The organism is Desulfosarcina sp. BuS5 (assembly GCF_028752835.1).
GTDB lineage: Bacteria > Desulfobacterota > Desulfobacteria > Desulfobacterales > BuS5 > BuS5.
On sequence record NZ_CP087952.1, the window covers coordinates 1,388,434 to 1,413,382 of the forward strand.

25 protein-coding genes are annotated in these 24,949 nt (G+C 41.1%); 11 read left to right on the forward strand and 14 right to left on the reverse strand.

The window, feature by feature from the left end:
* Positions 1 to 476: 476 nt before the first annotated feature.
* Genes BuS5_RS06900 through BuS5_RS06930 form a run of 7 tightly spaced genes read left to right on the forward strand, consistent with a single transcriptional unit; the run spans position 477 to position 8,733 of the window.
* The gene (locus BuS5_RS06900; RefSeq protein ID WP_051374604.1) at positions 477 to 1,988 is read left to right on the forward strand and encodes an ATP-binding response regulator; all 1,512 of its coding nucleotides are present in this window, start codon (positions 477 to 479) and stop codon (positions 1,986 to 1,988) included.
* A gap of 9 nt (positions 1,989 to 1,997) precedes the next feature.
* Positions 1,998 to 4,598 (forward strand): PAS domain-containing hybrid sensor histidine kinase/response regulator, encoded by a 2,601-nt coding sequence (locus tag BuS5_RS06905; protein ID WP_051374605.1) that lies wholly within the window; start codon positions 1,998 to 2,000, stop codon positions 4,596 to 4,598.
* Positions 4,595 to 5,620: an HD-GYP domain-containing protein gene (locus BuS5_RS06910; protein WP_027353159.1), complete on the forward strand. Its 1,026-nt coding sequence runs from the start codon at positions 4,595 to 4,597 to the stop codon at positions 5,618 to 5,620. Before BuS5_RS06905 ends, BuS5_RS06910 begins: the two co-directional genes overlap by 4 nt.
* Before the next feature lie 20 nt (positions 5,621 to 5,640).
* Positions 5,641 to 6,822 carry a CaiB/BaiF CoA transferase family protein gene (locus BuS5_RS06915; protein ID WP_027353160.1) on the forward strand — a complete coding sequence of 394 codons (1,182 nt, stop codon included), beginning with the start codon at positions 5,641 to 5,643 and terminating at the stop codon, positions 6,820 to 6,822.
* A complete protein-coding gene (locus BuS5_RS06920) occupies positions 6,822 to 7,607 on the forward strand; it encodes a DUF1538 domain-containing protein (RefSeq protein WP_232223016.1) in 786 nt (261 codons plus the stop codon). The genes BuS5_RS06915 and BuS5_RS06920 overlap by 1 nt, the downstream gene beginning before the upstream one ends.
* Positions 7,608 to 7,613: 6 nt before the next feature.
* The gene (locus tag BuS5_RS06925) at positions 7,614 to 8,393 is read left to right on the forward strand and encodes a DUF1538 domain-containing protein (protein ID WP_304412905.1); all 780 of its coding nucleotides are present in this window, start codon (positions 7,614 to 7,616) and stop codon (positions 8,391 to 8,393) included.
* Position 8,394: 1 nt separating this feature from the next.
* Positions 8,395 to 8,733: a P-II family nitrogen regulator gene (locus BuS5_RS06930; RefSeq protein ID WP_027353163.1), complete on the forward strand. Its 339-nt coding sequence runs from the start codon at positions 8,395 to 8,397 to the stop codon at positions 8,731 to 8,733.
* A gap of 41 nt (positions 8,734 to 8,774) precedes the next feature.
* Here BuS5_RS06930 and tatA read toward each other — a convergent pair whose 3' ends face one another.
* The gene (gene tatA / locus BuS5_RS06935; RefSeq protein WP_027353164.1) at positions 8,775 to 8,960 is read right to left on the reverse strand and encodes a twin-arginine translocase TatA/TatE family subunit; all 186 of its coding nucleotides are present in this window, start codon (positions 8,958 to 8,960) and stop codon (positions 8,775 to 8,777) included.
* A gap of 227 nt (positions 8,961 to 9,187) precedes the next feature.
* Between tatA and BuS5_RS06940 the strand changes: the two genes are divergently transcribed.
* Entirely contained in the window at positions 9,188 to 10,939 is a 1,752-nt protein-coding gene (locus tag BuS5_RS06940) for an LptA/OstA family protein (protein WP_027353165.1), read from the forward strand.
* Between the two features lie 152 nt (positions 10,940 to 11,091).
* Here BuS5_RS06940 and BuS5_RS06945 read toward each other — a convergent pair whose 3' ends face one another.
* Positions 11,092 to 11,580, reverse strand: coding sequence for a hypothetical protein (locus tag BuS5_RS06945; protein WP_157487323.1), 489 nt, complete (start codon positions 11,578 to 11,580; stop codon positions 11,092 to 11,094).
* Between the two features lie 263 nt (positions 11,581 to 11,843).
* Here BuS5_RS06945 and BuS5_RS06950 point away from each other — a divergent pair, with 263 nt between their 5' ends.
* The gene (locus BuS5_RS06950; protein ID WP_027353167.1) at positions 11,844 to 12,341 is read left to right on the forward strand and encodes a hypothetical protein; all 498 of its coding nucleotides are present in this window, start codon (positions 11,844 to 11,846) and stop codon (positions 12,339 to 12,341) included.
* Here BuS5_RS06950 and BuS5_RS06955 read toward each other — a convergent pair.
* The 5 genes from BuS5_RS06955 to BuS5_RS06975 all read right to left on the reverse strand — a co-directional run bounded on the left by BuS5_RS06955 (position 12,318) and on the right by BuS5_RS06975 (position 17,363).
* Positions 12,318 to 12,650 (reverse strand): DUF167 domain-containing protein, encoded by a 333-nt coding sequence (locus BuS5_RS06955; RefSeq protein WP_027353168.1) that lies wholly within the window; start codon positions 12,648 to 12,650, stop codon positions 12,318 to 12,320. The two genes, BuS5_RS06950 and BuS5_RS06955, sit on opposite strands and share 24 nt — an antisense overlap.
* Before the next feature lie 6 nt (positions 12,651 to 12,656).
* Positions 12,657 to 14,102 (reverse strand): D-glycero-beta-D-manno-heptose-7-phosphate kinase, encoded by a 1,446-nt coding sequence (rfaE1, locus tag BuS5_RS06960; protein ID WP_035264506.1) that lies wholly within the window; start codon positions 14,100 to 14,102, stop codon positions 12,657 to 12,659.
* A gap of 6 nt (positions 14,103 to 14,108) precedes the next feature.
* Positions 14,109 to 14,735, reverse strand: coding sequence for a bifunctional phosphoserine phosphatase/homoserine phosphotransferase ThrH (gene thrH / locus BuS5_RS06965; protein WP_027353170.1), 627 nt, complete (start codon positions 14,733 to 14,735; stop codon positions 14,109 to 14,111).
* Positions 14,726 to 16,072, reverse strand: a complete 1,347-nt coding sequence (locus tag BuS5_RS06970) for a homoserine dehydrogenase (RefSeq protein ID WP_027353171.1) — start codon at positions 16,070 to 16,072, stop codon at positions 14,726 to 14,728. Before BuS5_RS06970 ends, thrH begins: the two co-directional genes overlap by 10 nt.
* Positions 16,073 to 16,196: 124 nt before the next feature.
* Positions 16,197 to 17,363 (reverse strand): aminotransferase class I/II-fold pyridoxal phosphate-dependent enzyme, encoded by a 1,167-nt coding sequence (locus BuS5_RS06975; RefSeq protein WP_027353172.1) that lies wholly within the window; start codon positions 17,361 to 17,363, stop codon positions 16,197 to 16,199.
* Between the two features lie 292 nt (positions 17,364 to 17,655).
* Here BuS5_RS06975 and purM point away from each other — a divergent pair, with 292 nt between their 5' ends.
* Positions 17,656 to 18,699: a phosphoribosylformylglycinamidine cyclo-ligase gene (gene purM / locus BuS5_RS06980; RefSeq protein WP_027353173.1), complete on the forward strand. Its 1,044-nt coding sequence runs from the start codon at positions 17,656 to 17,658 to the stop codon at positions 18,697 to 18,699.
* Positions 18,700 to 18,714: 15 nt separating this feature from the next.
* A complete protein-coding gene (gene tsaD, locus BuS5_RS06985; protein WP_027353174.1) occupies positions 18,715 to 19,728 on the forward strand; it encodes a tRNA (adenosine(37)-N6)-threonylcarbamoyltransferase complex transferase subunit TsaD in 1,014 nt (337 codons plus the stop codon).
* Between the two features lies 1 nt (position 19,729).
* On the opposite strand, the gene nagZ is transcribed toward tsaD, so the two are convergent.
* The 7 genes from nagZ to BuS5_RS07020 form a co-directional block, all read right to left on the reverse strand.
* The gene (nagZ, locus tag BuS5_RS06990; RefSeq protein WP_027353175.1) at positions 19,730 to 20,731 is read right to left on the reverse strand and encodes a beta-N-acetylhexosaminidase; all 1,002 of its coding nucleotides are present in this window, start codon (positions 20,729 to 20,731) and stop codon (positions 19,730 to 19,732) included.
* A gap of 369 nt (positions 20,732 to 21,100) precedes the next feature.
* Positions 21,101 to 21,226 (reverse strand): hypothetical protein, encoded by a 126-nt coding sequence (locus BuS5_RS06995; RefSeq protein ID WP_255342796.1) that lies wholly within the window; start codon positions 21,224 to 21,226, stop codon positions 21,101 to 21,103.
* Between the two features lie 15 nt (positions 21,227 to 21,241).
* Positions 21,242 to 21,730, reverse strand: coding sequence for a caspase family protein (locus tag BuS5_RS07000; RefSeq protein WP_084445651.1), 489 nt, complete (start codon positions 21,728 to 21,730; stop codon positions 21,242 to 21,244).
* Positions 21,731 to 21,737: 7 nt separating this feature from the next.
* Positions 21,738 to 22,088, reverse strand: a complete 351-nt coding sequence (locus tag BuS5_RS07005) for a hypothetical protein (RefSeq protein ID WP_027353177.1) — start codon at positions 22,086 to 22,088, stop codon at positions 21,738 to 21,740.
* 312 nt (positions 22,089 to 22,400) lie between these two features.
* Positions 22,401 to 22,808 (reverse strand): putative toxin-antitoxin system toxin component, PIN family, encoded by a 408-nt coding sequence (locus tag BuS5_RS07010; protein ID WP_035264511.1) that lies wholly within the window; start codon positions 22,806 to 22,808, stop codon positions 22,401 to 22,403.
* A gap of 3 nt (positions 22,809 to 22,811) precedes the next feature.
* The gene (locus tag BuS5_RS07015) at positions 22,812 to 23,057 is read right to left on the reverse strand and encodes a ribbon-helix-helix protein, CopG family (protein WP_027353179.1); all 246 of its coding nucleotides are present in this window, start codon (positions 23,055 to 23,057) and stop codon (positions 22,812 to 22,814) included.
* Positions 23,058 to 23,194: 137 nt separating this feature from the next.
* On the reverse strand, positions 23,195 to 24,742 hold the full coding sequence (locus BuS5_RS07020) for an ATP-binding protein (protein ID WP_027353180.1): 1,548 nt from the start codon (positions 24,740 to 24,742) through the stop codon (positions 23,195 to 23,197).
* Positions 24,743 to 24,949: the final 207 nt, after the last annotated feature.

The window sequence follows — 24,949 nt, forward strand, 5'->3', positions numbered from 1 at the left end:
AAAATAATAAGTTTAATTAGCAGTGCCTGAACGAAAATACTATTAATCAAAATAAAACAAGGCGTTATTGTTTGTTTATTTAAACAGAAATTTACCAACTCATTTTGCCTCATTCTATCTATCTGATATTTAAGGTAAAAAATTGGTCAACAATCAATATTTTCCAATACTTTTTGGCGGATTCGCTTCGTTTAATCCACCCTACAAACTACCAACTTTTATATAAAATTGTAGGGTGGATTAAGGAGCGTAGCGACGAATCCACCAAAGTCAACAATATCAAACAGTTATTCAGTTCGTAAATTTCTATTAAATGAAGTTTTAGGTGTTAAGGAAAAAATAGAACGTTTTTAGAGCTAATACCTAACGCCTAAAAGCTAATCGCTTTAAATCTTCGTTGAGAAAAAAAGCTGGAAATACTTATTTTATCAACATGATAGATAGTTTTCGTTCTGGTACAATTAGTGAGTTTAGTAATGAAAAAAAAGATTCTTGTAGTCGATGATAATCGTGTACTGCTAAATTTTATTGACAGGATGCTGAGAAAGGAAGGGCATGAGGTGGCTATCGCAGGCGACGCTTTTGCAGCTCTGAACATCCTGACTGATTTTGTTCCTGATGTAATGTTTATAGATTTTATAATGCCCACAATTGATGGTGATAAACTCTGCCAGATTGTTCGGAAAATGCGGCATATGGAGAATTGTTATATCGTTTTCATTACAGCAGCAGCAGCAGAGCTGGATTTTGACTATACAAAGGTAGGCGCGAATGCCTGCATTGCCAAAGGTTCTTTTGAATCTGTTGCCGGATATATCAAGGATGCAATCAGGGAGTCCGACATGACGCATAGAAACAGCATTCCCAAGGCAATTATGGGTCTTGAGTCTATAAATGCAAGGCAGATGACAAAAGAACTCCTTTCACGGCACCGCCATTTGCAGACGATTCTTGAAAGAATGGCCCAGGGAATCCTGGAAATTCAGTTCGATAAAGTCGTTTATGCAAATTCTGCCGCAATCGCCTTTTTCGAGATGTCATATGAAGATATCATTGCATCATATCCACCTGATTTATTTGAAGACGGTGTGCGATCTGACATTGAAGCCATCATGAATCTTAACAACAGTTTGTCAGAGTTTCATAACCGTGATTTAAACACGGAACTGAACGGCCGGCAAGTATTAATCGAGTCTTTTCCCGTGGGAACAGAACCTACAGCAATCCTTCTGATCACTGATGTTACCCATAGAAAACGTCTTGAAACCAAATTTAATGAATTCAGAAGACTGGAAGCCATAGGGACCCTGGCAGGGGGGGTTGCCCATGATATAAATAATCTGCTTATGGGAATACAGGGCAACACTTCACTAATGCTGCTTGAAATAGAAAAAGATGATATTCACTTTAATTCTGTTAAAAGTATTGAAAGATGTGTAAAAAAGGGCTCCAAGCTTACAAAAGAGCTCCTCGGTTTTGCCAGAGGTGGTAAATATCTTGTTCGGTATATAGCTTTAAACGACCTTATCGAAAAGAATATATATATATTTGATGATACAAACAGAATTATAAATCTCAATAAAGAGTATCAGGATGACTTATGGGCCATAGAAGCCGATGAGAAACAGATAGAGCAAGTGCTGGAAACTATCTTCGTGAACGCATCCCAGGCAATTGGGACAAAAAGAGGAGAGATCAGCATAAAAACAGAGAACATTTCCTTAACAAAAAATTTTACTGAACAATTTGAGGTTGAAGAGGGGGACTATGTAAAGATGTCTTTGGCGGATAACGGCATCGGCATAGATAATTCGGATAAGGATAGAATTTTTGAGCCATTTTTTACAACCAAAGAAATCGGCACCGGCTTGGGACTTGCGGCTGCTTTTGGTATAATAAAAAATCATTATGGTATCATAAACTTTTCAAGTAAAAAAGGCCAAGGTACTACTTTTAATATTTACTTGCCGGCGATTACCCAGGAGTAAAGGTTCGGGATGACTAATAAAATAAAGAAACATAGTACAGGTTTGATGGACCGTATGGTTTTTATAGGATGCGGTCTGGCAGCTATTTATTGGATTCTTGAATCTTTGATGACTACCTTGCAGAATGAAGGGACATCATTTCTATACAATTTTATTGGGTATAGTGCCGATGAAATTTTTGCTCGCCTGCTGGTATTCTGTTTTTTCCTGATATTCGGTTCCCACGCTCAGTATACAATCAACCAGCGCAGAAAGCTTGACGAGGCACTGGTAAAAAGCGAGGAAAAATATAGAACAATTATTGAGAACATTGAAGATGGTTATTATGAAGCTGATCTTGAAGGCTTTTTTTCTTTTGTAAATGATTCCATGAGCAGGATTACAGGATATTCCAAAGAAAAGTTGAGGACTGCCGATTTCAGGCTTTTTACGGATGATAATAATTTTATAAAACTAAATGATACTTTTAAAAACATATTACAAAATGTCATAGATACTGCTTTAATAGATTTGACATTTATAAAACCTGAAGGAACGGAATCTTTTGTTGAGGCATCAGTTTATTTAAAAAAAGATTCCAGAGGCAGAGCAAAAGAATTCAGAGGGCTGATAAGGGATGTTACAAGACGCAGACAAACAGAAGCTTTAAAGCAGGAAAAAGCCGCGGCAGAGGCGGCCAGCAGGGCAAAGAGCGAATTTCTTGCAAACATGAGCCATGAGATAAGAACACCGCTAAATTCAATAATAGGCCTCATTGAGTTAATGTCTGATTCAAATCTTGATGCTGAACAAAAAGAAGATCTGGATGTTGTGCTGTCTGCGGCCTATGCGCTTCTTTCCATAATTAATGATATACTGGATTTTTCAAAAATTGAAGCCGGAAGACTGGAACTTGAGAACATAGCTGTAAACCTCAGGAACATGATCGGAGATTCTTTAAAAATAATTGCAAAAAATGCTCATGAAAAAGGGCTTGAACTTGCCTACCGGGTGGCACCTGACGTTCCTGATTACATATTGGGAGACTCTGCCCGATTAAGGCAGGTACTTTTAAACCTGGCGGGTAATGCAGTAAAATTCACTGAAAAAGGGGAGGTTATAGTCTCGGTTGAAGCGGCAATGTTTACAGAGACTAAAGTTGATCTTGTTTTTTCTGTTATAGATACTGGGATAGGTATTGCCGAAGATAAACTGGATAAGGTATTCAGCCCGTTTGAACAGGCGGACAGCGGCACATCAAGAAGGTTTGGAGGCACAGGACTCGGTCTGGCAGTATCTGCGCGGCTTGTGGAATTGATGGGTGGAACAATCCGGCTGGAAAGCGCCCCCGGCAAAGGGAGCAACTTTTATTTTAGCATTTCTTTTGATGTGTCGACAGACGAAAAGCCAGATTTTCAGTCTAATGATTTAAGCGGCGTCAGGGCCTTGGTAGTTGACGATAATGCTTCAAGCTGCAACATCATAACGGAGATGCTGGAAAGCTGGAATATTTCCGCAAAAAGTTCATTATTAACTGGGGAGGCAAAAAAAATATTAATAGATGCCGCTAACCATGGTGAACCCTTTGATATTGTGATAATCGATTTTGATTTGGTGAATTCTGAAAAAAGCAGTTTGCCGGAATGGATAAAAAGAGATGATATGGTTAGTGCAAACATAATCATGATGCTCACATCATCATGTCATCGTAACTGCAAGGATCTGCTCGACTCCTATGCAAAGACCAGAATCAACAAACCTGTAATGCCCTCAGATCTGCTCGATGCGGTAATGATTGCTCTCGATTTAAAAAAAATCGAATTTGGAACGGAGAAAAAAGCTTTTTACCCCGATCCCCAGGTTAGTCATGTGTTATTACATTTTCTTGTTGCCGAAGATACCCCCTTTAATCAGAAATTTATCCACCGTCTTCTTGATCGCTGGGGTTTTAATGCAGATATAGTTGAAAACGGTTATGAAGTCCTGGAGGCTTTGAAAAAAAAGAGTTACGACCTTCTGCTGATGGATATTCAAATGCCGGAGATGGATGGATTGGAAGCTGCCAGGGCTGTCAGGAAGATTGAGAAAGAAAAAGGCGGACATATACCGATTATTGCTATGACCGCACATACAATGAAAGGTGACCGTGAATTATGCATAAACGCGGGTATGGATGATTATGTATCAAAGCCCATCTCTTCTGAAATACTTTATCAAGCAATAAAAGCACTTTTGCCGGGAAGGTTGTCTGAAACAAATCCATCTTACAAAAAAGCAGAAAAGGATGTTATATTTGATAAAGAGAGACTCCTGGAAATATTTGATAACGACTGGAATTTTTTTAAAGAATCTGTAGATATGTTTCAGGCAGACTATCCTGATATGATCGTGGCTGTAAAAAATGCGTTAAAGGAAAGTAATTCCAATGCCCTTAGACGTTCGGCGCATGCGTTAAAAGGAATCTTGGGCAATTTTCAGGCGGAATCAGCTGTAGAAGCAGCTTATCATCTTGAACAAATGGGTACCAACGGAGACTTCTGCGAAGCAGAAAACAAATTCAGGCAACTTGAATACGTAGTAGATAAATTTTCAAAAGAACTGTCCGGGTTTGTTGAGGATATAAAGGTTTGAATATACTTGCCGTAGATGATGAGGCAGTAACGCTGAGCCGTGTTAAACATTATCTGAAAAAGTGGGGTTATAATATCTTGACCGCCGGAAATGGTGTTGAGGCGCTGGAAAAATTTTTATCCGAAGATATTGATATTATACTTACAGACTGGATAATGCCTGAAATGGATGGGCCCGAGTTGATAAGAGAAATACATAATAACAGTAAACGCTATGTATATATAATTTTATTAACATCAAAGAGGGAGACTGACGATCTTGTAAGTGCTCTTTCGGAAGCTGGAGCGGACGATTATATTGTCAAACCCTTTAATCCCGAAGAGTTGCAGGCACGGGTAAGGGTGGGTGAACGTACGGTTTTGCTGGAGAGAAAACTACGGGAGTACAATAATGACCTGGAAAATACAGTCCGAATGCAGACTCGAATTATTCGTCAGACCCAGGAAGAAACAATTTTCAGATTGCTTAGTGCCCTCGAAGCAAGAGATAAAGAAACAGGCGGTCATGTTAGAAGGATAGGACTTTACAGCGCCAGGTTAGCAAAAGCTGCGGGATGGACACAGGATAAGATTGATGATATTCTCATTGCCGCATCCATGCATGACATTGGCAAGATAGGAGTTTCCGATTCAATTTTATGCAAAAAGGGGAGGCTGACCGAAGCTGAGTTTGAGATTATAAAATCACATACAATAATCGGTGGACGGATTTTAGGTAATTCAAAACTTCCCATGCTTCAGATAGCGCATGATATTGCATTGTACCATCATGAAAAATGGGATGGATCCGGTTATCCTTGCGGACTAATCGGCGAGCAGATTCCTGAAGCAGTCTGTATCGTGGCTCTGGTTGATGTTTATGATGCCCTTGGACAGGGACGTATTTATCGCAAGGCTTTGAGTGAGGAAGCAGTTCTTGCCAAGATGTATGAAGAAAGAGAATCACATTTTAATCCGGATTTATTTAACATATTCACTGAATTAATACCTGAATTCAGAGATATTGCAAAGAATAACCCGTAATTTTTAAAAGGAGCTTATAAATGGCAGGACCTTTAAAAGGATTAAAAATAATAGATTTTTCAACTTTATTACCAGGGCCTTATGCAACAATGGCGCTGGCAGATCTCGGGGCTGATGTTTTGCGTATTGTATCTGGTTCCAGACCGGATCTTACCGATTTTATGCCCCCGATACTTCCAAATACAAAAATTTCAGCAAACGGAGCCTGGATGGGGCGTGGCAAACGTTCCATCACTCTTAATCTTAAAGATAAAAGGGCGATAAAAATAGTGCATCAGCTGCTTGCAGATTACGATATAATTGTTGAGCAGTTTCGGCCCGGTGTCATGGATAGATTGGGATTAGGTTATTCCGATCTGAAAAAGGTTAACCCGGCAATTATATACGGTTCACTCACAGGGTACGGTCAGACCGGCCCCTTGAGCAAGAAAGCCGGCCATGATATAAATTACATCTCCCGCTCAGGACTAATGAGCTATTCCGGTCGCAACGATACAGGGCCAAGCCTGACAGGCATGCAGATAGCAGATGTAGCATCCGGTTCAAACAACATGATTATTGCCATTCTTTCTGCAGTCTACTACAGGAGCAATACCGGGAAGGGGCAGCATCTTGACATCTCGATGATGGACGGTGTCGTCGCCTTTAATGCTATGACAGGTGCGGCATTTCTCGCTGGTGGAGATGAACCCTTAAGAGAATCGGAATTTTTGAATGGCGGCTGTCTTTATGATTTTTATCAGACTGAAGATAATAAGTATCTTAGTTTCGGAGGGCTGGAGTCTAAGTTTTTTTCAGCATTCTGCAAGGCAATCGGTTGCGATGATTTTATCGAAGGAGGTGTAAACCCTGAAGGGGTGCAAAACATCAAGAAGAGGGTTCGAAAAATTATCAGTCAAAAGAGACTTGATGACTGGATGAAAATTTTTGATCAAGTCGATGCGTGCGTTGAGCCTGTTTTTACACTTGAAGAAGCTTTCAGCGATCCCCATATAATTGAGCGGGGGCTGATCATAGATGTTGAAATTCCTGGAGGCGGCACTGTAAAACAGATTGCAAATCCGATCAAGTTTTCCGAGACTCAGCCTGAGTATAACACCATCGGCCAACCGGCAGGTACACACACAAAAGATGTTTTGAAGTCACTTGGATATTCTGAAAATGATGTGGAAGAATTTGAAAAGACAGGTCTTTTTTCTTAGTGCCTCAAAAAACTGAACCCCGATATTTTATCCGCACAATCACCGGGAGGTTCTTTGGAAAGCTGAAAGAAGCCGGCCGAGACCTGTTGCCTATAATCCTGGTCATCGTCTTTTTTCAGCTTGCCATACTTCGCCAGCCGTTTCCGGACCTCCTTGAGGTGCTTATGGGCACGACCTTAGTGGTAATCGGCCTCATGCTGTTTGTTCAGGGCCTTGAAATGGGCCTGTTTCCGATCGGGGAGAATCTTGCCGTCGCTTTTGCACAAAAAGGGAGTCTGGTCTGGTTGCTGCTCTTTGGATTCGGCTTAGGGTTTTCCACCACCGTGGCCGAGCCCGCCCTGATTGCCATCACCCAGGAAGCCGCAAAAGTGGCGGCTCAAGCGGACATTATCGCGCCTGGCGCAAACGACAGGGCATACTATGCCCTGGGCTTGCGCTTTACGGTGGCTGTCTCAGTGGGGCTGGCTATCGCAATTGGCATAATACGTATCCTGCGCGGCTGGCCTGTTCATTATCTGATTATCGCCGGCTACATGATTGTCGTTTTGATGACTTTAATAGCACCTAAGGAAATTGTGGGTATTGCCTATGACTCCGGAGGCGTCACCACTTCCACGATCACAGTGCCCCTTGTCACCGCCCTGGGGGTCGGCCTTGCTTCATCTATCCGGGGTCGCAACCACATGATGGACGGTTTTGGCATGATTGCCTTTGCCTCACTGCTTCCTGTGATTTTTGTTCTTGGCTTTGGTATGATAGTATTTGGTGTTAAAGTGCCATGGTAGATGGATATGCTGATTGAAATTGCACAGACATTTATGGTTACATGCAGGGATTTTTTTCCGGTTCTGGCGCTTATAGCTGGTTTCCAGTATATCGTTCTGCGCCAGCCCATCCCGCACTTGCGTAAGGTGATTGTGGGCTTCTGTTGTGTGCTGGCAGGTCTATCTTTGTTCCTTGTGGGATTGGAGAAGGCCCTTTTTCCGGTGGGAAAAATTATGGCCAAACAGCTGTCTGCCCAGGAGTTTTTGTTCGGAAGCGATATGGTACCTGATAATCCTGAATGGCGGGATTATGTCTGGGTTTATCTGTTTGCCGCCCTGATCGGTTTTACCACAACTATAGCAGAACCTGCGCTCATGGCTGTTGCTTATAAGGCGTATCATGTATCCGGCGGCACCATCAGCCAATGGGGGTTTCGGCTTGTCGTCGCCTTTGGAGTAGCGCTCGGGATTGCAATCGGCACATTCCGGATAATTACAGGGACTCCTCTCTTTTTATATATCGCGGCCGGATACCTTATAGTGGTGGTGCAGACTATCTTTGCTCCAAAAACCATCATCCCCCTAGCTTACGATTCCGGAGGGGTAACCACATCTACCGTGACAGTTCCATTAGTTGCGGCCTTAGGCCTGGGTCTTTCAGCAACCATCCCGGGACGCAATCCGGCCCTGGACGGCTTTGGCCTGATCGCGTTTGCAAGTTTATTCCCAATTATAACTGTGCTGGGTTATGCCCAGGTTGTTGAATTGTGGGCAAGAATACGTTTGAAGTTCAACAGGGAGGGATAAAATGCGCTTTAAGTTAATCATTACAACAGTGAAAACCGATTTGACCGACAGCGTCATAGATGCGGCAAAAAAGGCAGGGGCCACTGGTGCTACGTGCATTACAGCGCGCGGCACAGGCATTCATGAGGCAAAGACATTTTTTGGCTTAACTCTCGAAACACAAACAAATTTGATCATATTCCTGTTGGAGGAACACCTCGTGGAAGCGGTTATGAAAGCAATCTACGAAGCCGGGCACTTTGAAAAACCCGGCACCGGTATTGCTTTCGTTTTGCCGGTGGACCAAGTGGCCGGCCTGGAGAGCCAGATGGAGCATTTTAAGAAGGAAGAGGTTCTATAATAGTGCTTTGGAACCTCGAAATCAGGAGACGGGGATCCGATTCAAACCTTGTTATTATCTTCAATTGGTTCTGAAGACTTGTTGTCCGCCTCTGATGAGGCGCTTTTGAAATTTTTTATAGCTTTTCCGATTCCTGAACCTATTTCAGGAAGCTTGCCGGCTCCAAAAATAATCAGAACAATAACAAGAATAATGGAAAGCTCCCAAATACTGATTCCACCGAACATGATTGATTCTCTCCTTTTGAGTTTACTTTTTAAAAAACATATATCTTTATAACATCGTGTACATTTTACTGTCAATCTTTAAACCACACAAAAAGACCAGGCTGTCCTATGAAGTAAATATATATTTCTCGATTGACGCATACTTTTTTTTGAAATACTTCATTAAACCAATAAAAAATGTTATAAATATTTTTTAGTGTTTTTCGTAATAATGCAGGAGATTTTTTGTGGATATATTTTTTTGCAAAGGCAGGCTTTATAAGTTTCTTTTTTTCTTGTTTTTTATTTATGTTATAGATGTTTCTTTTTTTGCCATTGTATCTTCGGCCGCTGCTGATGGAGCTGAATCCGACAAGATTCAGATTACCGCTGATAACCTTAATATCAATAATGCGGAAAATTATGCTGAATTTATTGGTACCGTAAAGGCTGTGCACAAGGATATGACTATCGATTCCGACAGGTTAAAGATTTACTATGACAAAGGACCTGAAAATAGCGGGCCTTCCGCACAAGGTGAGGAATCTATAAAAAAAATTATCGCTGAAGGTAACGTTACAATCGTGTCTGAAGGTAGAATCGCCAATGCTGAAAAAGCAGACTACATGACCAAAACCGGAGTGCTGATATTAACCGGCAAGGATGCAAGGATCACTAATGGAAAGAATTCTATTACCGGCGGCAAGATAATTTTTAATAGATCCTTAGGCAATGTCAAAGTTGTCGCTGATCCTCAAAAACGTGTGAAAGCCATATTTTTTGCCAATAAGAAATCATCTGAATTTAATATATTGAAAAGCAGTAAGGATGATTTAAACAAGGCGGTTGTAAAAGATGGTTCCACAAAGGAACCGGAGAGTGATATTACTGCAACTGCAACACAGGTTGCTGTTGCTGATGTTGTACAGGATGAGGTTGGGGAAGAGCCGGCTTTTGATGAGTCCGGGGAACCGGATGCGGAGCAGGCAACGACGATCGAGGTGACTGAGGAATCTGATAAAGTAGAAGTTGAAGGTTTAGCAGATGGGGATGATGCTTCTACTATGGTAGCGGCTTTAACAGTTCCTGATCACGGGATAAAGATAGTCCCAAAATTAGGGGCCATTGGAGATCCGGTTTTAGTGTCTGAAGAGATCGAGATAGGAAATTTAAAGAATAAAATAGGCATTATTTTTATTGATCAAAAAGAGAAGTTCGGAGTCAGTAATTATAATACTCTTTTAAATGATTATCTCATGAAATTATCTATTAAAGAATTTGATGACATAATTTTTTTAAAACTGAACCAAGATACTTATTCATCGGCCAACAACAATTTTTCCGGAAATGAGGTCAGCCAATTTGATAGCCAATTTGATAGCCAATTTGATAATAGCAGTGGCTTGTTAAAAATAGGCAGAGAGATGGGGCTTAATGCAATTGTCATAGCTACTATATCTGATATATCTACGGAAAATGAGACAAGAGGCATGCTTTGGTTTCGAGATAACTATAATGTTTTAAGTATCAATGTAATTGTTGATGGTTATGATACTGAAACCGGCGCAAAAATCTTTTCCGAAAATTTGACGAGTAAATTTGATGTTGATGAAGCTAATTTTAAAAGGTTTGCTTCTGAAAAAACAATTGATAACGCCCTTTTAACAAAACAGTTAAAAGGGATTGCCAAAGAGTCTGTCGCCAGGATAGGTGATATATTAACAGCTCAGTGCTGGACAGGTTTTTTTAAATCAATGAATAAAGATAATATTATAATATCATCCGGCCGGACCACAGGTCTTAAACTCGGCAATGTATTGGAAGTTTATGACACAAAAACAATTAAAGGTTATCAAGGCAAAAGTTTTTTCTTGCCTGACAATAAAATAGGACTAATACAGGTTACCGAAATAGGACCTGAAACCTCCCAAGCTGTTCTGGTGGCAGGCACAACAATAGGGGATGGTTGCCTTTTAAAACCCAGGCAACCGGTTAGATAGTGCCCACCCATAAATGGCTATTTCGCCCGATATCTGCGTTGCGCTAAAATTTTAATCCTCAAAATACTCAATGTATTCCTGCGGTTAAAATTTTAGAGCACCTTGATCTCGAACGAACTATCCTATTTATGGACGGACACTATATAAAATTTTTAGCAGATTCTTGGACCGCTTGGACTATTTGGGCTGCTTGAACAACTATTACACTTATTTTTTTTATGATATTCAAAGAGTTTTTTGCAGTCGTATGATTCGGGTTTTTTGGTAAGAATATTTTCTAATTTAGGCTTTTCATATTCAATATTCGAATCACGTCCGATTGTTTCCCTGTATACAGCAAGACAATAATTTATAGCGCCCTGTGATATTTTTTTCTGAAATTTAATAATATTGCTGATATTGCTGGTATCAATATCATGATCCCCATTCTGGGTTATGTATATTTTTGTTACAATATCAAGAATTTCAGGGTCAAATTGGATGTTATGAATTTTTTCGGAAGTTGAATCCGAAAGGGCAACCTGGTCAAGAAAATCGTTTACTTTCAGGCCAATATAGGCCAAGAGTTTAGGTGTTAAGACCTGGGGTAAGAAATTTGTAATATCCGTAGTCTCCAATTCTTTTTTTATTGAAAATGCCATAAGATTATCCTTTAAAATTTTGAAAACGCTTTCAAAAGTATCAAATTTTAAACTTGATACAAACAAACACGATTTTTAATATCTGCGCGTATCTGTGAAAATCTGTGTTCCAAAATGTTGTTTTAAAAAATATAATATATCATAAAAATTTCGGTTTTGTAAATCGTTAACCCGGCCCTCCTTCAAAAAAACTTGAGAATTAACCTGTTAAGTGTTACTTATTTTTTAAAAAAATAAAATTATACTTTTGAAAAGGAGGGGATATGTTGGGAAAAAAGGGGATGTTTCTGACGATAGCTATAGTTATAATTTGTGGTGCTATATTACAGGGATTGTTTTACCTGGTAGACGGAAAGGATTCGCCGCAAAAGGCCGCCATTGAATTTGCCAAAGCATATTACGGTCTGAATGTAGCAATGGCAGACAGGCTCTGCGAGGAACGAAAAACAGTAGATGATGTGGATATCGTAAATAAATATATAGATAGTGTAGCTGCTGAAGCGGTAAAAAGAGGCTTTGGAACTGATTATCTCAGATATGGTCTGTTTAACATAGGAACAAGTGTCATAAGCAAAGATGTTGACAATGCAGTAATAAGGATAACCGGCAAAAAAAAGGTTGAAATTAATCCGCTTTATATGCTTGTCTCAAAATTATTTAATATTGGTGAGACCACGCATGTCGATGAAACTATTAATCTTGTAAAAGAAGATGGTATTTGGAAAGTATGCGGCAATCTATTTGCGCTTCCCTGTTACTAATAACGATTCAATCAATCCCGCTAATCTCTTACGTTCGGGTTGAGAATCATCGCCGTCTTTATATTTGATTAAAACTGATTTTTTGCGGCTCGTCTGCCCGGATATAATCTCCAAAGAGGATCGGGGTATCTTAAGGCGCTTTGCAAGATACTGAACACACATCTTGTTTGCGGCACCACCCACAGGAGGCGCTGTCAGCTTGATTTTGAGAGCATCGCCATGCAGCCCTATGATTATATTTTTTGATGATCTCGGCTGGATCAAGACCTTCAATACAAATCCGAGTCGGTTTTCATGAAAAACAGGCATACTTGCTCAACCATTCCTGATATTGTTGATAATGCCTGTGGATGAGATTTTATCTGTAACCGGAATCAATGCAACCCGGCCTCCTGATTGTTCCACCAGTTCACGGCCGTACACTTCTTGTGATGAATAATTGCTCCCCTTGGCGAGTATATCAGGCTGAATTTGTTTTATCAGGTTCTCCAATTCTCCGGCAGAGAAAATTGTAACATAATCCACACTGTCCAGCGCACATAGAATCTGAACCCTTTCCTTTTCATTTATCACAGGCCGGCCCCGGCCTTTAAGTCTTCTTACAGACTCATCATTGTCAAGAGCAACAATCAGCGCGTCTCCAAGTCTCCTGGACTCTGAAAAAAGTTTTATATGACCGGAATGCAGAAGGTCAAAACATCCGTTTGCAAAAACAACTTTCTTCCCCCTTTTTTTTAACTCCTTAACCAGATCAACCAGTTCCGGCAGATTTTTCCGTTTCAGTGAATGCCGATCCTGGCGAGGATTGAGCGCGCATGACAATTCTTCTTGTGAAACAGTCGCCGTTCCCATCTTGCCTACTACGATTCCGGCGGCTTTGTTTGCTATATATGCACTATTTTCAAATGATTCACCAATCGCCGTTGCAAGACCAAACACAGCCAGCACAGTATCCCCGGCTCCGGATACATCATAGACCTGCCTTGCTTCAGCCATTATTTTATGCGGTTTTTTGTCTCTGTCAAACAGGACCATGCCGTCTTTTCCACATGTTATCAATAGCCGCTCTACTGCTATTCTTTCGAGTATCTTTTCTCCGGCTTCATAAAGGGTGGGCTCATCAACAATTTCCAGGCCGGCTACAAGCGCAGCTTCTTTTTTATTGGGTGTTATCAATGACATTCCGGAATATTTTGAATAGTCCAGGCCCTTTGGATCGGCAATTACAATCTTTCTGTGTTTTTTTGCAACTGAAAGCAGACCGGACAGCAAACCCCGGGTAATGATTCCTTTCCCGTAATCGGATATTAGTACCACATCCACATCCGGAATTTTCTCCTCTATAAATGCAGCAATAAATCCGGCCGTATTATCCGAAAGTTTTTCTTTGGTCTCCCTGTCAATTCTAAGAACATGCTGATTTGCGGCAATAATCCTGGTCTTTTTGGTTGTAGTCCGGCCTTTTTGCTGGACGATGCCCGATATATCGACCCCAAGCTCTTCGAATTGTTTTAAAAGAAGATAGCCGTCAGGGCCCGTTCCGACTACTCCAATCACAGATACTTTGGCTCTGAGAGAGACTATGTTATTAACAACATTCCCTGCGCCGCCAAGGGTAAACTCCTTCTTCGTAACCGTGACAACCTGTACCGGCGCCTCCGGTGATATACGATCCACCTTGCCCCACAAGTATTCATCTATCATCAAGTCGCCGATGACCAGTGCCCGGCACCTGTTAAATGCTTCAATATCGATTAACATAAAAAGCTATGAGGCTTTTGGCCTACCGTCCTCCTCCATAATTCCCGTAATAATTTTTTTCATCTCTTTATATGTGTATGATACTGAAAGTTCAGGATACTCGTTTTTTACATTATCAGGCGGATTAAAAAGCATCCCCTTGTCTGCTTTCTGTAACATGTCTATATCATTATATGAATCGCCACAAGCTATGACGTTGTAATTTAACCCCTTAAAAGCCTGCACAATCTTTTTCTTACCATCTTTCTGCCGCAGATTGTACCCGGAAACCGAGCCGTCGGCATCTATAGTCAGAGAATGGCAAAGCAAGGTCGGACGTCCTAGCTTTAACATAAGAGGCTCTGCAAATTGAATAAATGTATCTGAAACAATTACCACCTGGGTGACAGACCTAAGCCAGTCAAGAAATTCCACAGCTCCTTCAAGCGGTTCCATGCCGGCAATAACCTCTTGGATATCTTGAATTTTAAGCCGATTGGCATGCAGGATGGAAAGACGTTTTTTCATCAAAACATCGTAGTCGGATATATCGCGCGTTGTAAGCCTGAGCTCTTTTATGCCTGTTTTTTCAGCAACATTAATCCAGATTTCCGAAACAAAAACTCCTTCAAGATCAGAACAAACTATATACATCTTTCCTCCTTTTTTGCTTCTTCCTCTTCTTCCAGATCATCCTCTATCCTTATTAAAACAGGAATATCCGTTACAACATCAAGAGCGCTGATTTCCGACAAAGCTTTTTTTACATCCGCCTCTTTAGCAAGATGAGTAAACATTACTATTGTTATGGAGCCGTTCGACCTTAATCCTTTCTGGTTAACATACTTCAGGCTGATGGAATAAGCGCCCAGTATGCCTGCGATTTTTGCCAGCACCCCGGCCCTGTCCAGTACGGAAAACCTGAAATAATAATAAGTATGAATCTCATCAATCGGCAGCACGGGAATATTCCTTATCTTGTCGGACCGGCAGGAGAGAATCGGGATTCTCCCTGTGACATGGGATAAAAGGTTGCGGGCGACATCAACGATATCACTAACAACTGCGCCGGCAGTCGGCATCATGCCTGCCCCATGCCCGTACAGTACCATGCTGCCCACCGCATCACCGGTAATTTCAACGGCATTCATGGAACCGTTTACACTTGATACAAGATTATCAAATGAAATCATGGCAGGATGTACTCTTGCCTCAACCGTGCCGCCCCTGTTTTTACTTATGGCAAACAATTTTATTTTAAAACCGAACTCTTTGGCGCACTCAATATCTATCGAAGAAATCCTGGAGATACCCTCTATATAGATATCTTCAAGATTAATTTCCATTCCGTAAGCAAGGGATGATATTATTGCGAGTTTGTGCGCAGTATCATATCCTTCAATATCGAGGGTCGGATCAGCTTCAGCAAATCCGATGGCCTGAGCCTGTTCAAGAGCTTCTTTAAAAGTGCTTCCGTCATCGTCTATTTTCGTTAAAATATAATTACAGGTGCCGTTCAGAATGCCGGTCATTGATCTTATCCGATCTCCGACCAAAGACTCACGAATGGTCTTGACAATCGGGATGCAGCCACCCACACTGGCCTCAAAAGCAAGATCCACACCTTTAGCCTCGGCTGTTTTGATTAAAGTATTCCCATGATCTGCTATCAGAGCCTTATTTGCAGTTACGACCTGTTTGTCATTTTCAATTGCTTCCAGTATCAGTTCTTTTGCGATACCTTTCCCACCAATCATTTCTACTATAATATCAATCTCGGGATCAGAGACAATCTCACGGGCATCTTTAATAAAAACGCCGTCATCAAATACTATTCCCCGCTCTTTTTTTATATCTATATCCGCAATCCGCTTCAGAACCAGTTCCGCACCAACCCGGGATGCAATCAGTTCTCTATTTTCAATCAGAATTTTTGCCACACCGGTTCCAACTGTGCCGCATCCGAGCAGTCCCACATTGATTTTTTCCATCAGGCAGATATCCCCCCTTGTTTAAACTCTATCCCTCAAGCAAAGCACCCCTAAAGTCCGAAGGACGCGTTCCTCAAGCGCAGCGTACCTAACTTCTATAGTCCAAAGGACGCTCCCATACAATTCACATAACATTTCTGATCCCCCTGATCCCCTGATTAATACGCATGCTGTTTTCTATTAGTGCAAACCGGACGTATTCATCACCATACTCACCGAATCCCAAACCGGGAGCAACAGCAATTTTTGCCTCCTTGATAAGAAATTTGGAAAATTCCACAGATCCCATCTTAATAAATTGATCAGGTATTTTCGCCCATACAAACATGGTTCCCTTGGGACTGGGTACACTCCAACCTGCGCGATTAAGACCTGAAATCAGAGTGTCACGCCGTTCCTTGTAGATTGTGCGTATCTCTTCCACACAATCCTGGGGGCCGTTCAATGCTATAATGGCAGCTATCTGAATCGGCTGAAAAACCCCATAATCGAGATAGCTTTTAATACGCCTCAGAGCAGCTATAACTTCAGGGTTGCCTACACAAAATCCCACACGCCATCCCGGCATATTGTAGCTTTTGGATACTGAAAAAAATTCTACGCCCACATCCCCGGCTCCCTTGACTTGCAAAAAACTCGGTGCCTTATAACCGTCAAAAACAAGATCTGCATAAGCAAAATCATGGATAACCATTATATTATGCTCTTTAGCATAACTCACGATTTTTTCAAAAAATTCAAGATCGACTACTTCTGTTGTCGGATTATGAGGATAACTGATTATGAGGACCTTCGGTTTAGGCCATGTCTGCTTGGTTGCCTCCACGAGATTTTTAAAAAAATCTGAGTCAGGGCCAACCGGTATTCCTCGAACATTACCTCCTGAAATAATTGCAGAATAAGGATGGATGGGATAAGTAGGATTAGGTGTAAAAACAATATCTCCCGGGCGTATGGTAACTAATATCAGGTGTGATATCCCCTCTTTTGCACCGATTGTGACAATAGCCTCGCTTTCCGGATCAATATCCACATCATATCTTCGTTTATACCAGCTTGAAATTGCCATCCTGAGCTTTTTTATGCCCATGGAGGCCGAATAGCGATGATTATGTGGTTTTTGAACAGCCTCAATCATCTTATCTACAATATGTTTCGGAGTTCCTTGGTCAGGATTTCCCATGCCTAGATCAATAATATCTTCTCCAGCATGTCTGGCATCCATTTTTATCTTGTTTACAGTTGCAAATACATAAGGAGGCAGACGATATAGCCTGGCAAACGGTGTCATAATTATAACCTCATCGTGAAAATTTAATTCGTAACTTCTCAATAACTACTGGAGCTCTATGGAGCGAATCTTTTATCATATAATTCCCCTGACCTTATTGAAAACAGGATTTTATTGAAAAGTTACTTCAATTACATTAAACATTACCAATTATAATACAAAGGCACTTAAGTCAAAAAAATTGTTTTGACTTTTATCATGAATAAGACTATTTTTTTTAAGTTTGATAAGCTTTAAGGAATGAGGATGAAATAACATCCACATTGCAACTGTATTATTTCAGGAGATTAACATGAACAAACCCTTAACTTATGCGGGCGCTGGGGTTGATATCGACAAGGCGGACAGGTTCGTCAATATCATAAAAAAAATTTCAAAGGAAACGCCGCGCTCAGGTGTAATGGGTGAAATAGGTGGATTCGGAGGCTTGTTTTCCCTTAACCTTACCCATCTTGAAAGACCTGTTCTTGTTAGTTCTACTGATGGAGTCGGTACAAAGTTGAAAATAGCCGGCATGATGAATATACACAACACAATCGGTATAGATCTTGTTGCCATGTGCGTTAATGATATAGCCGTGCAAGGGGCCAAACCGCTTTTTTTCCTGGACTACCTCTCCATGGGAACATTAAAGACCAGGACCGCTACTGATATAATTAAGGGAATAGCAAACGGATGCATAGAAGCAAACTGCGCCTTAATAGGCGGCGAAACCGCCGAAATGCCGGGTATGTATAAAAAAAATGAATATGACCTGGCAGGGTTTGTTGTAGGTATAGTCGATAACAGCAAAATTGTCGACGGTTCAGGGATCGGAGTTGGTCATAAACTTATCGGAGTTGCATCCAGCGGCCTTCACAGCAACGGATATTCCCTGGTGCGGAAGCTATGTTTTAATATTCTTAAAATGAAAATCGATACTTATGTTCCGGAAATAGGCAAAACCATAGGAGAGGAGCTTCTTATACCCACAAAAATATATTCAGAAATCATTCACAGCTTTATTAAAGATTTGCCGATTCATGGACTTGCCCACATAACCGGCGGGGGGATTGCAGAGAATGTGGTTCGTGTTCTTCCTGAGACTTGCCAGGCAGTCATACAAACAGATTCATGGGATGTGCCTCCTATTTTTCATTTTCTTAAAGATGCAGGCAAAATATCAGCCAGAGAGATGCGGCGTACATTTAATAACGGCATCGGACTGGTGGGCATTCTCCCGGAGGATACTGCCCAGGAACTCCTGGAGCGTTTAAATGCCATGGATGAGAAGGCCTTTCTGATAGGGGAAATAGTAGAACGAAAAGAGACAGACGATAGAATTATATGGGTTTAGGGTTCGGAATTATCTGTGATAATACTCGGCATTGAAACATCATGTGACGAAACTGCCGCATCCCTGGTTTCGGAAGGAACTAAAATTTTATCTTCCGTAATCTCATCCCAGATCGGAGTGCATCATCCCTATGGAGGCGTTGTTCCGGAACTTGCCTCGCGCAAACATATAGAAGCAATCGATTATGTTGTTAACGATGCTATCAATCAATCCGGCATCAGCTTGAACCGGATAGATGCAGTGGCTGTTACACAGGGACCTGGGCTGGTGGGATCTCTGCTGGTGGGTTTCTGCTTTGCTAAAGGCTTTGCCTATGCCCTTGATCTGCCATGGATAGGCATTAACCATCTTGAGGGCCATATAAACTCAGTATTCCTGACCGATACCCCCCCACCATTTCCTTTTGTTGCGCTGCTGGTGTCAGGCGGACATACAAGCATATACCACGTTAAATCCCATACAGAATCCGTACTTATGGGACAAACACGCGATGACGCAGCCGGAGAGGCTTTTGACAAAGTCTCCAAAATGCTTGGATTAGGGTATCCCGGAGGAGTCATAATAGACCGGCTCGCAAAACAAGGCAATTGTCAAAGCATTCGATTTCCAAGATCATATCTTGATAAATCCGCATTCGATTTCAGCTTCAGCGGGATTAAAACATCAGTAAACCGTTATATTCAGACTCATGGTGATATATATAAAGAACAAGTACCGGATATTGTAGCGAGTTTCCAGGAGGCGGTAGTCGACGTACTGACTTATAAAATAATAAACGCCGCCAAAAAAAAAGAATGCCGCCATATAGCCCTTGTAGGCGGTGTTGCGGCAAACAGCAGGTTACGCGCAAGACTCATGCAAGATGCTTCTGCTGAAGGTTTCCATGTTCATATCCCGCCCCATATCCCGCCTATGGACCTTTGCGGGGACAACGCAGCCATGATTGCCGCCACAGGTTACCACTACCTGATAAAAGGAATAACCTCGGACATCAATCAGGACGTATATTCAAGATCGATAAATTCGTAAATCAAAATAAAAAATTCTTTTTTTGCCGCATTATTCTTGAAACAGATTCCATTCCCGCTCCTGCAACAGCCCGAGACGTTCCAATGGAACGTAAGATTTCGTCAAAGGCGTTCTCAATCCACGGCCCTTTATGACAAATAAGAACTAGGTCGATATCTGCCAAAAGAATCTGTTTAATAATTGTTTTGATATCATAACGCCCTGCGATTGATCCCATATCAAGATCATCCGTCATGACTAGGCCGTCAAACCCCATTTTTGCCCTCAGCAAATCTTTTGCAATAACGGGGGAAAGACTTGCAGGCCATTCTGTGTCAATTCCGCTGTAAAGTATATGGGAGAGCATTATACCGGCAACACCGTTTCTGATTGCTGCTTCGAAAGGGGGCAAGTCAAAAGCAAAAAGCGCTTCAGAATCGACTTCCAGAAAAGGCATATCAATATGCGAATCGAGTGTTGTGCGGCCAATGCCTGGAAAATGCTTTGCAACAGCCATAATGCCGTTACCCTGCAAATGCTTTATTACTGTGATCCCCATTTTTGACACCCACGCCGGATTATCACCAAAAGCCCTGCCCTTTATAACACTTTCAACACCTCTATAAGCCACATCCATAACAGGCGCCATATTCATGTTGATCCTGACGCCGGAAAGTTCTTTCGCAGAAATAACGGCAAACTCTTCCGCATCCTTTTCAGATTTTATATACGGATTTCCAGGAAATTGAGTAAATGGCTTCTTTAATCTGGCAACCTCCCCACCTTCCTGATCGATTGCAATAAATAAGGGTGGCTGCCCGCAGGATGCAGCATACGCCTGGGTAGATGAACAAAGCTCTTTGATCTGTTCGGGATCAGATAAATTCCCTGAAAAGAGAATAAGACCGCCTATCTTGACCGTGTCGATCAGGAATTTCAGCTCGCTGTTAAGTTCAGTGCCTTCAAATCCGGCCATTATTCTCTGGCCGGCCAATTGCTCTAATGTAAACTCTGTAATATTCATTTTTTTGTGTTTAATTACAAAAATTATGACTACTTAAGGTGTTGCAAAGTAAAAAAAACTTTTATAATAAAATCAATTAGTTAACCCCAAAAAAACCCATTTTTCCATTATGGCGTAACTACCTGTTTTAACTACCGATAATAGCAATTTTTGCAACGCCTTTTACTTGAAAATAATTACATAAAACTCTCTGCGCTTGCCTATTCTGGCAGACTGTTGAGCAAGACGATGCTACAGTCCGTAGGGGCGGATTTCATATCCGCCCTGTCCATATCCGTCAAAGATACAGGGGCAGAAATAGATTCTGCCCCTACCCCGGCTTTTACTTTTGTTCCTATTTCATCACCCCAAGTATAATAGGTCTTTCCTCTATCCCGCTTTTAAATGGCCGCCGCCAAGATCCGGGTCCTCGGTTGCAAGTTCTCCGGCGCCGGATGCGGTGATAATTACCTTGCCGCGGCCTTCTGCAAGGCGTTCAAGAAAACCGTTGTTCATGACCGTGCGGGTGCTTCATGCAAAAGATTTTCCGCCTGAAGCGCCGCTGTAACAGGTGTCTGCCAGAAAGACTACCCTTTCGGATGAGAGCCTGTTGAAAATTTTGCGGATGCTTTCCATCTCTACCGCCGTAGCCCACATGCTTTCAGGGTCGGTGTCGCTTGTAAGAAGATATTTTGACACACCATCTCCGTCAGGACTGGAAGGATCCGGGTAAGGCGCCCCATGCCCGGAATAGTAGATGATAACCGTGTCCTGGGGCCTGGCTTTTTTAGGGAGGATATCGCCCAAAATTTTTTCCACCTCCTGCTTGCCAGCCTGTTTATTATACAGGGTAAAGATATGGTCCTGCGGTACTTTCATGTTATTATGCAGATAATCATACACTGCCCCGGCATCTGCAACCGCATAATCAAGATCAGGAATGCCGGAATTCTGATAATCGTTTATCCCGATTACAGCCGCCCATATTTCGGATTTTGTCGGGGATCTGTTTATACGGATAGTTTTTTTATTTTCTGCTTTTTATGGGGATATCTGCTGTGTGGTTGTTGTTTACATAAACTGCTACTTTGCCGGAGGTGATGGGGATTTGTTTGATGGTTATGTTTTCGTTTTTGGTTATTGTTTCGCCTGTGGGGTTGGTTATGGTTGTTTCTGTGCAATCATCGTTATCGCTACATCCGAAGCGTGATAGTGCATCTGGGGAAAAAACAGCCAAAAACGCTTCTTTACAATCTTCCTTCGGAGATTCTCCCACTAAAATAAAAATCGGTGAAAACACAAGGTATAGATAACGCCCCATAATATCATACAAAATTTCCCTAAAAACACTCGCCCGTCTCTGATGCTTTACTTTCATTTTTTCATACTTCACCTTTTGCCCCGTGCTCACATCATGATAAACCCTGACAGAGGAAGGCGACAGGGTTTCAATTCTGTTTTCTCTGGAGATTTCAACCCTATCTTGAGTTCTTGAAAGTTCATCTAATCTTGTATCTACTTTATAGGTATGCGCGCAGCCCTGAAGCAGGAAAGCTGCGCAATAATCAGTGAAACAACTTTTATTAAAGAACCTTTTTTCATATCTTATCTTTTTATTTTATCATGAAAACACGAAAAATCTATGAGCCCTCGTTACCACGCTCCAGCCCTTCAGTCTTTAACCTTCAATCTAAAATCCAGCGATAAACATCACAGGTGAAATAATTTGGATTTTTTCAAACGACTTCAAAGTCAACAAATGCGAATCTCCGGTTATTATATATTCAACATCCGCCGCTAAAGCACATTCAAGGATGATGTTGTCGTCCGGGTCATCCTTGATTAAATCAACCCTGATTTGAGGGAACACAAAGCAAAATAAATTTTCTATCTCTTTGTTAATTAAAAAACACTTCTCATGAGTAATGCCGAATTTTGGTCTTATAAGAACTTCTTTAAATTCAATGAATATTGCGGGAGAAATATAAGCGTCAATCTTGCCCTGAATAACCAATTCAAAAATTTGTCGCGGATTACCGCCGAATAAAATTCCGGATATCAATACATTTGTATCAAGGACTGCCTTTATTTTTGGCATTTTTTATTTTCTTTTTTCACTGCGATATAGACTAATTTCGTCCAGAACATCTTTTTCAGTAAAAGCCTGTTTGCTTGATTGTATTGATGTTTCAGCAAAAATTTGATTCCAGCGTTCCTTTCTTTCTATATAGATACGAGCGGCTTCACGAAGAAGTTCAGAGCGGGAACGGGACTCATGCCGGGCAATTTGATCAATGCTGTCAAGGAATCTATCCTGGAAAGATATATTTACTGTGACTGTGCTCATGTTTTACCTCCTGCCTTTAATATCATACAAATTTTGTATATTGTCAAGATTTTTACCCTCGTTCCCTGACCCCCACACCCCTCTTCCCCACGCTCCAGCGTTGGAATGCATACCCTTCCACCTTCCACCTAAACACCTTAAACAAACTCCTCCCACATAAAATTTTGTATATTTTTATCATCCCTGCTGAATTCTATGCCGACAAGATAGATCCTCTTTCCTTTTTGCTGATACTTTTCAGAATATTTTTTCCTTTTTATCTGTTCAAGGGCAGACCCTTTGGTTTTATCAACTTCAATTACCTTGAACTCTATTATATAAATTTTATCGTCAAGCTTTACAGTTAAATCAATTCTTCCTTGATTGGTTGTATCTTCGGCAGTTACATCAAGACCTGCGGCTGTAAAGTATGAGTAAAAAATTGAAGCATAATATCCTTCATACTCGGCTATTTTATTCTTTCGGTACCAGTCATGGGGAATGGATGAAAAAAAAGAGAGAAATATTTCTTCCATATCATCCAGCCTTGCTTCAAGTAATGCACGGTAAATCGCTGTCAGGCGTTTTTCTTTTTTTGCAGGGGGACAGGAATAATGATTAAGAATAACATCGGTAAAACTCATTCGAACCTCAAGGTTGGGAAATCCAAGCAGATAGCTCTTTCTTGAGCCAAGTCTTATTTCTTCCTTGATAGTTAGATAGCCGGTTTGAAACAGCAGGGTTTCAGGTTCAAGATGCTCAATCTCAAAACTTCCCAAGAGTCCTTCTCCTGCCTCGAAACATTCAAGCGAAGGAATATAATATTGATTATCTTTCAGCAGTTTTATCAGAAATGACGGTGTTCCGGTTTCAAACCAGTAATTACGAAATTCACCTGATTTTAAATAAAGCAGAACATCAAATGGATTATAAACAGGTTCACCAAAAAAATTATAACCATTATACCACTCTTTGACTTCATTCAGCTCAACGAGTTTAAGGGGTTCTTTGAATACAGATTCAAGCTCGTTCTGGGTATAGCCGCAAATTGCTGAATAACGATTGTCAAGGCTGATATCTTCAAGATTGTTTAGACCGCTGAAAATACTCACTTTACTGAACCTTGAAACTCCGGTTAAAAATACAAATTTAAGGCAATTGTCCAGATCCTTGATAACGGAATAAAAATTTTTAAGCTCTTCCCTGATTTCAATGGCAAGGTCAGGTTTATCGATGTTGTCAAGGATCGGTTTGTCGTATTCATCTATCAGGATTACAACCTGGCGGTTCTGTTTTTTAAATATTTTTCTTACAAGCTCATCAAACCGGTCACTTATATTTTTTTCTTTTAATTCAACCTTATATTCTTCTGCAAATCTGGAAAGAAGATAATTAAAACGCGAATTCAGTTTGTCAGTATCCCTGAGTACGCCTGCTCCAAAACTGATATGCAGCACGGGAAACTGCTTATCCCAGTTCCAGTTGTTTTCAAGAAACAGGCCTTTAAAATATTCTTTCCTGCCTGCAAATGCCTGGTGTAATGTATCAAGAAAAAGACTTTTCCCGAATCTTCTGGGACGGGAGAGAAAATAATAACCGGATTCTTCTTTAATTAGATTATAAACAAACTCGGTTTTATCCACGTAATAGAAATTGCTTGATCTTATTTTTTCAAAACTCTGGATTCCGATGGGATATTTTTTCATCGATTATTCTCCTTATCCCTGTTTTATCACGAAAGTACGAAAACACGAAAAATATATACCCTCGTTCCCACGCTCCAACGTGGGAATGAGAATTAAATCCCACTGGCGCTTTTACCCATTGCCTGTTTTGCTACATAACAGACTCCGGATCAAAAATTGGGAAATAATCCTTTGCAATATTAGAAAGGATTTTGTCGGAAGTCACAA

Bases quoted from the DNA above. Each gene is read 5' to 3' on its own strand.
- BuS5_RS06900 (WP_051374604.1), top strand. From the start codon at position 477: ATGAAAAAAAAGATTCTTGTAGTCGATGATAATCGTGTACTGCTAAAT.
- BuS5_RS06905 (WP_051374605.1), top strand. From the start codon at position 1,998: ATGACTAATAAAATAAAGAAACATAGTACAGGTTTGATGGACCGTATG.
- BuS5_RS06915 (WP_027353160.1), top strand. From the start codon at position 5,641: ATGGCAGGACCTTTAAAAGGATTAAAAATAATAGATTTTTCAACTTTA.
- BuS5_RS06925 (WP_304412905.1), top strand. From the start codon at position 7,614: ATGCTGATTGAAATTGCACAGACATTTATGGTTACATGCAGGGATTTT.
- BuS5_RS06930 (WP_027353163.1), top strand. From the start codon at position 8,395: ATGCGCTTTAAGTTAATCATTACAACAGTGAAAACCGATTTGACCGAC.
- tatA (WP_027353164.1), bottom strand. From the start codon at position 8,960: ATGTTCGGTGGAATCAGTATTTGGGAGCTTTCCATTATTCTTGTTATT.
- BuS5_RS06945 (WP_157487323.1), bottom strand. From the start codon at position 11,580: ATGGCATTTTCAATAAAAAAAGAATTGGAGACTACGGATATTACAAAT.
- BuS5_RS06950 (WP_027353167.1), top strand. From the start codon at position 11,844: ATGTTGGGAAAAAAGGGGATGTTTCTGACGATAGCTATAGTTATAATT.
- BuS5_RS06955 (WP_027353168.1), bottom strand. From the start codon at position 12,650: ATGCCTGTTTTTCATGAAAACCGACTCGGATTTGTATTGAAGGTCTTG.
- rfaE1 (WP_035264506.1), bottom strand. From the start codon at position 14,102: ATGTTAATCGATATTGAAGCATTTAACAGGTGCCGGGCACTGGTCATC.
- thrH (WP_027353170.1), bottom strand. From the start codon at position 14,735: ATGTATATAGTTTGTTCTGATCTTGAAGGAGTTTTTGTTTCGGAAATC.
- BuS5_RS06970 (WP_027353171.1), bottom strand. From the start codon at position 16,072: ATGGAAAAAATCAATGTGGGACTGCTCGGATGCGGCACAGTTGGAACC.
- BuS5_RS06975 (WP_027353172.1), bottom strand. From the start codon at position 17,363: ATGACACCGTTTGCCAGGCTATATCGTCTGCCTCCTTATGTATTTGCA.
- purM (WP_027353173.1), top strand. From the start codon at position 17,656: ATGAACAAACCCTTAACTTATGCGGGCGCTGGGGTTGATATCGACAAG.
- nagZ (WP_027353175.1), bottom strand. From the start codon at position 20,731: ATGAATATTACAGAGTTTACATTAGAGCAATTGGCCGGCCAGAGAATA.
- BuS5_RS06995 (WP_255342796.1), bottom strand. From the start codon at position 21,226: ATGAACAACGGTTTTCTTGAACGCCTTGCAGAAGGCCGCGGCAAGGTA.
- BuS5_RS07005 (WP_027353177.1), bottom strand. From the start codon at position 22,088: ATGAAAGTAAAGCATCAGAGACGGGCGAGTGTTTTTAGGGAAATTTTG.
- BuS5_RS07010 (WP_035264511.1), bottom strand. From the start codon at position 22,808: ATGCCAAAAATAAAGGCAGTCCTTGATACAAATGTATTGATATCCGGA.
- BuS5_RS07015 (WP_027353179.1), bottom strand. From the start codon at position 23,057: ATGAGCACAGTCACAGTAAATATATCTTTCCAGGATAGATTCCTTGAC.
- BuS5_RS07020 (WP_027353180.1), bottom strand. From the start codon at position 24,742: ATGAAAAAATATCCCATCGGAATCCAGAGTTTTGAAAAAATAAGATCA.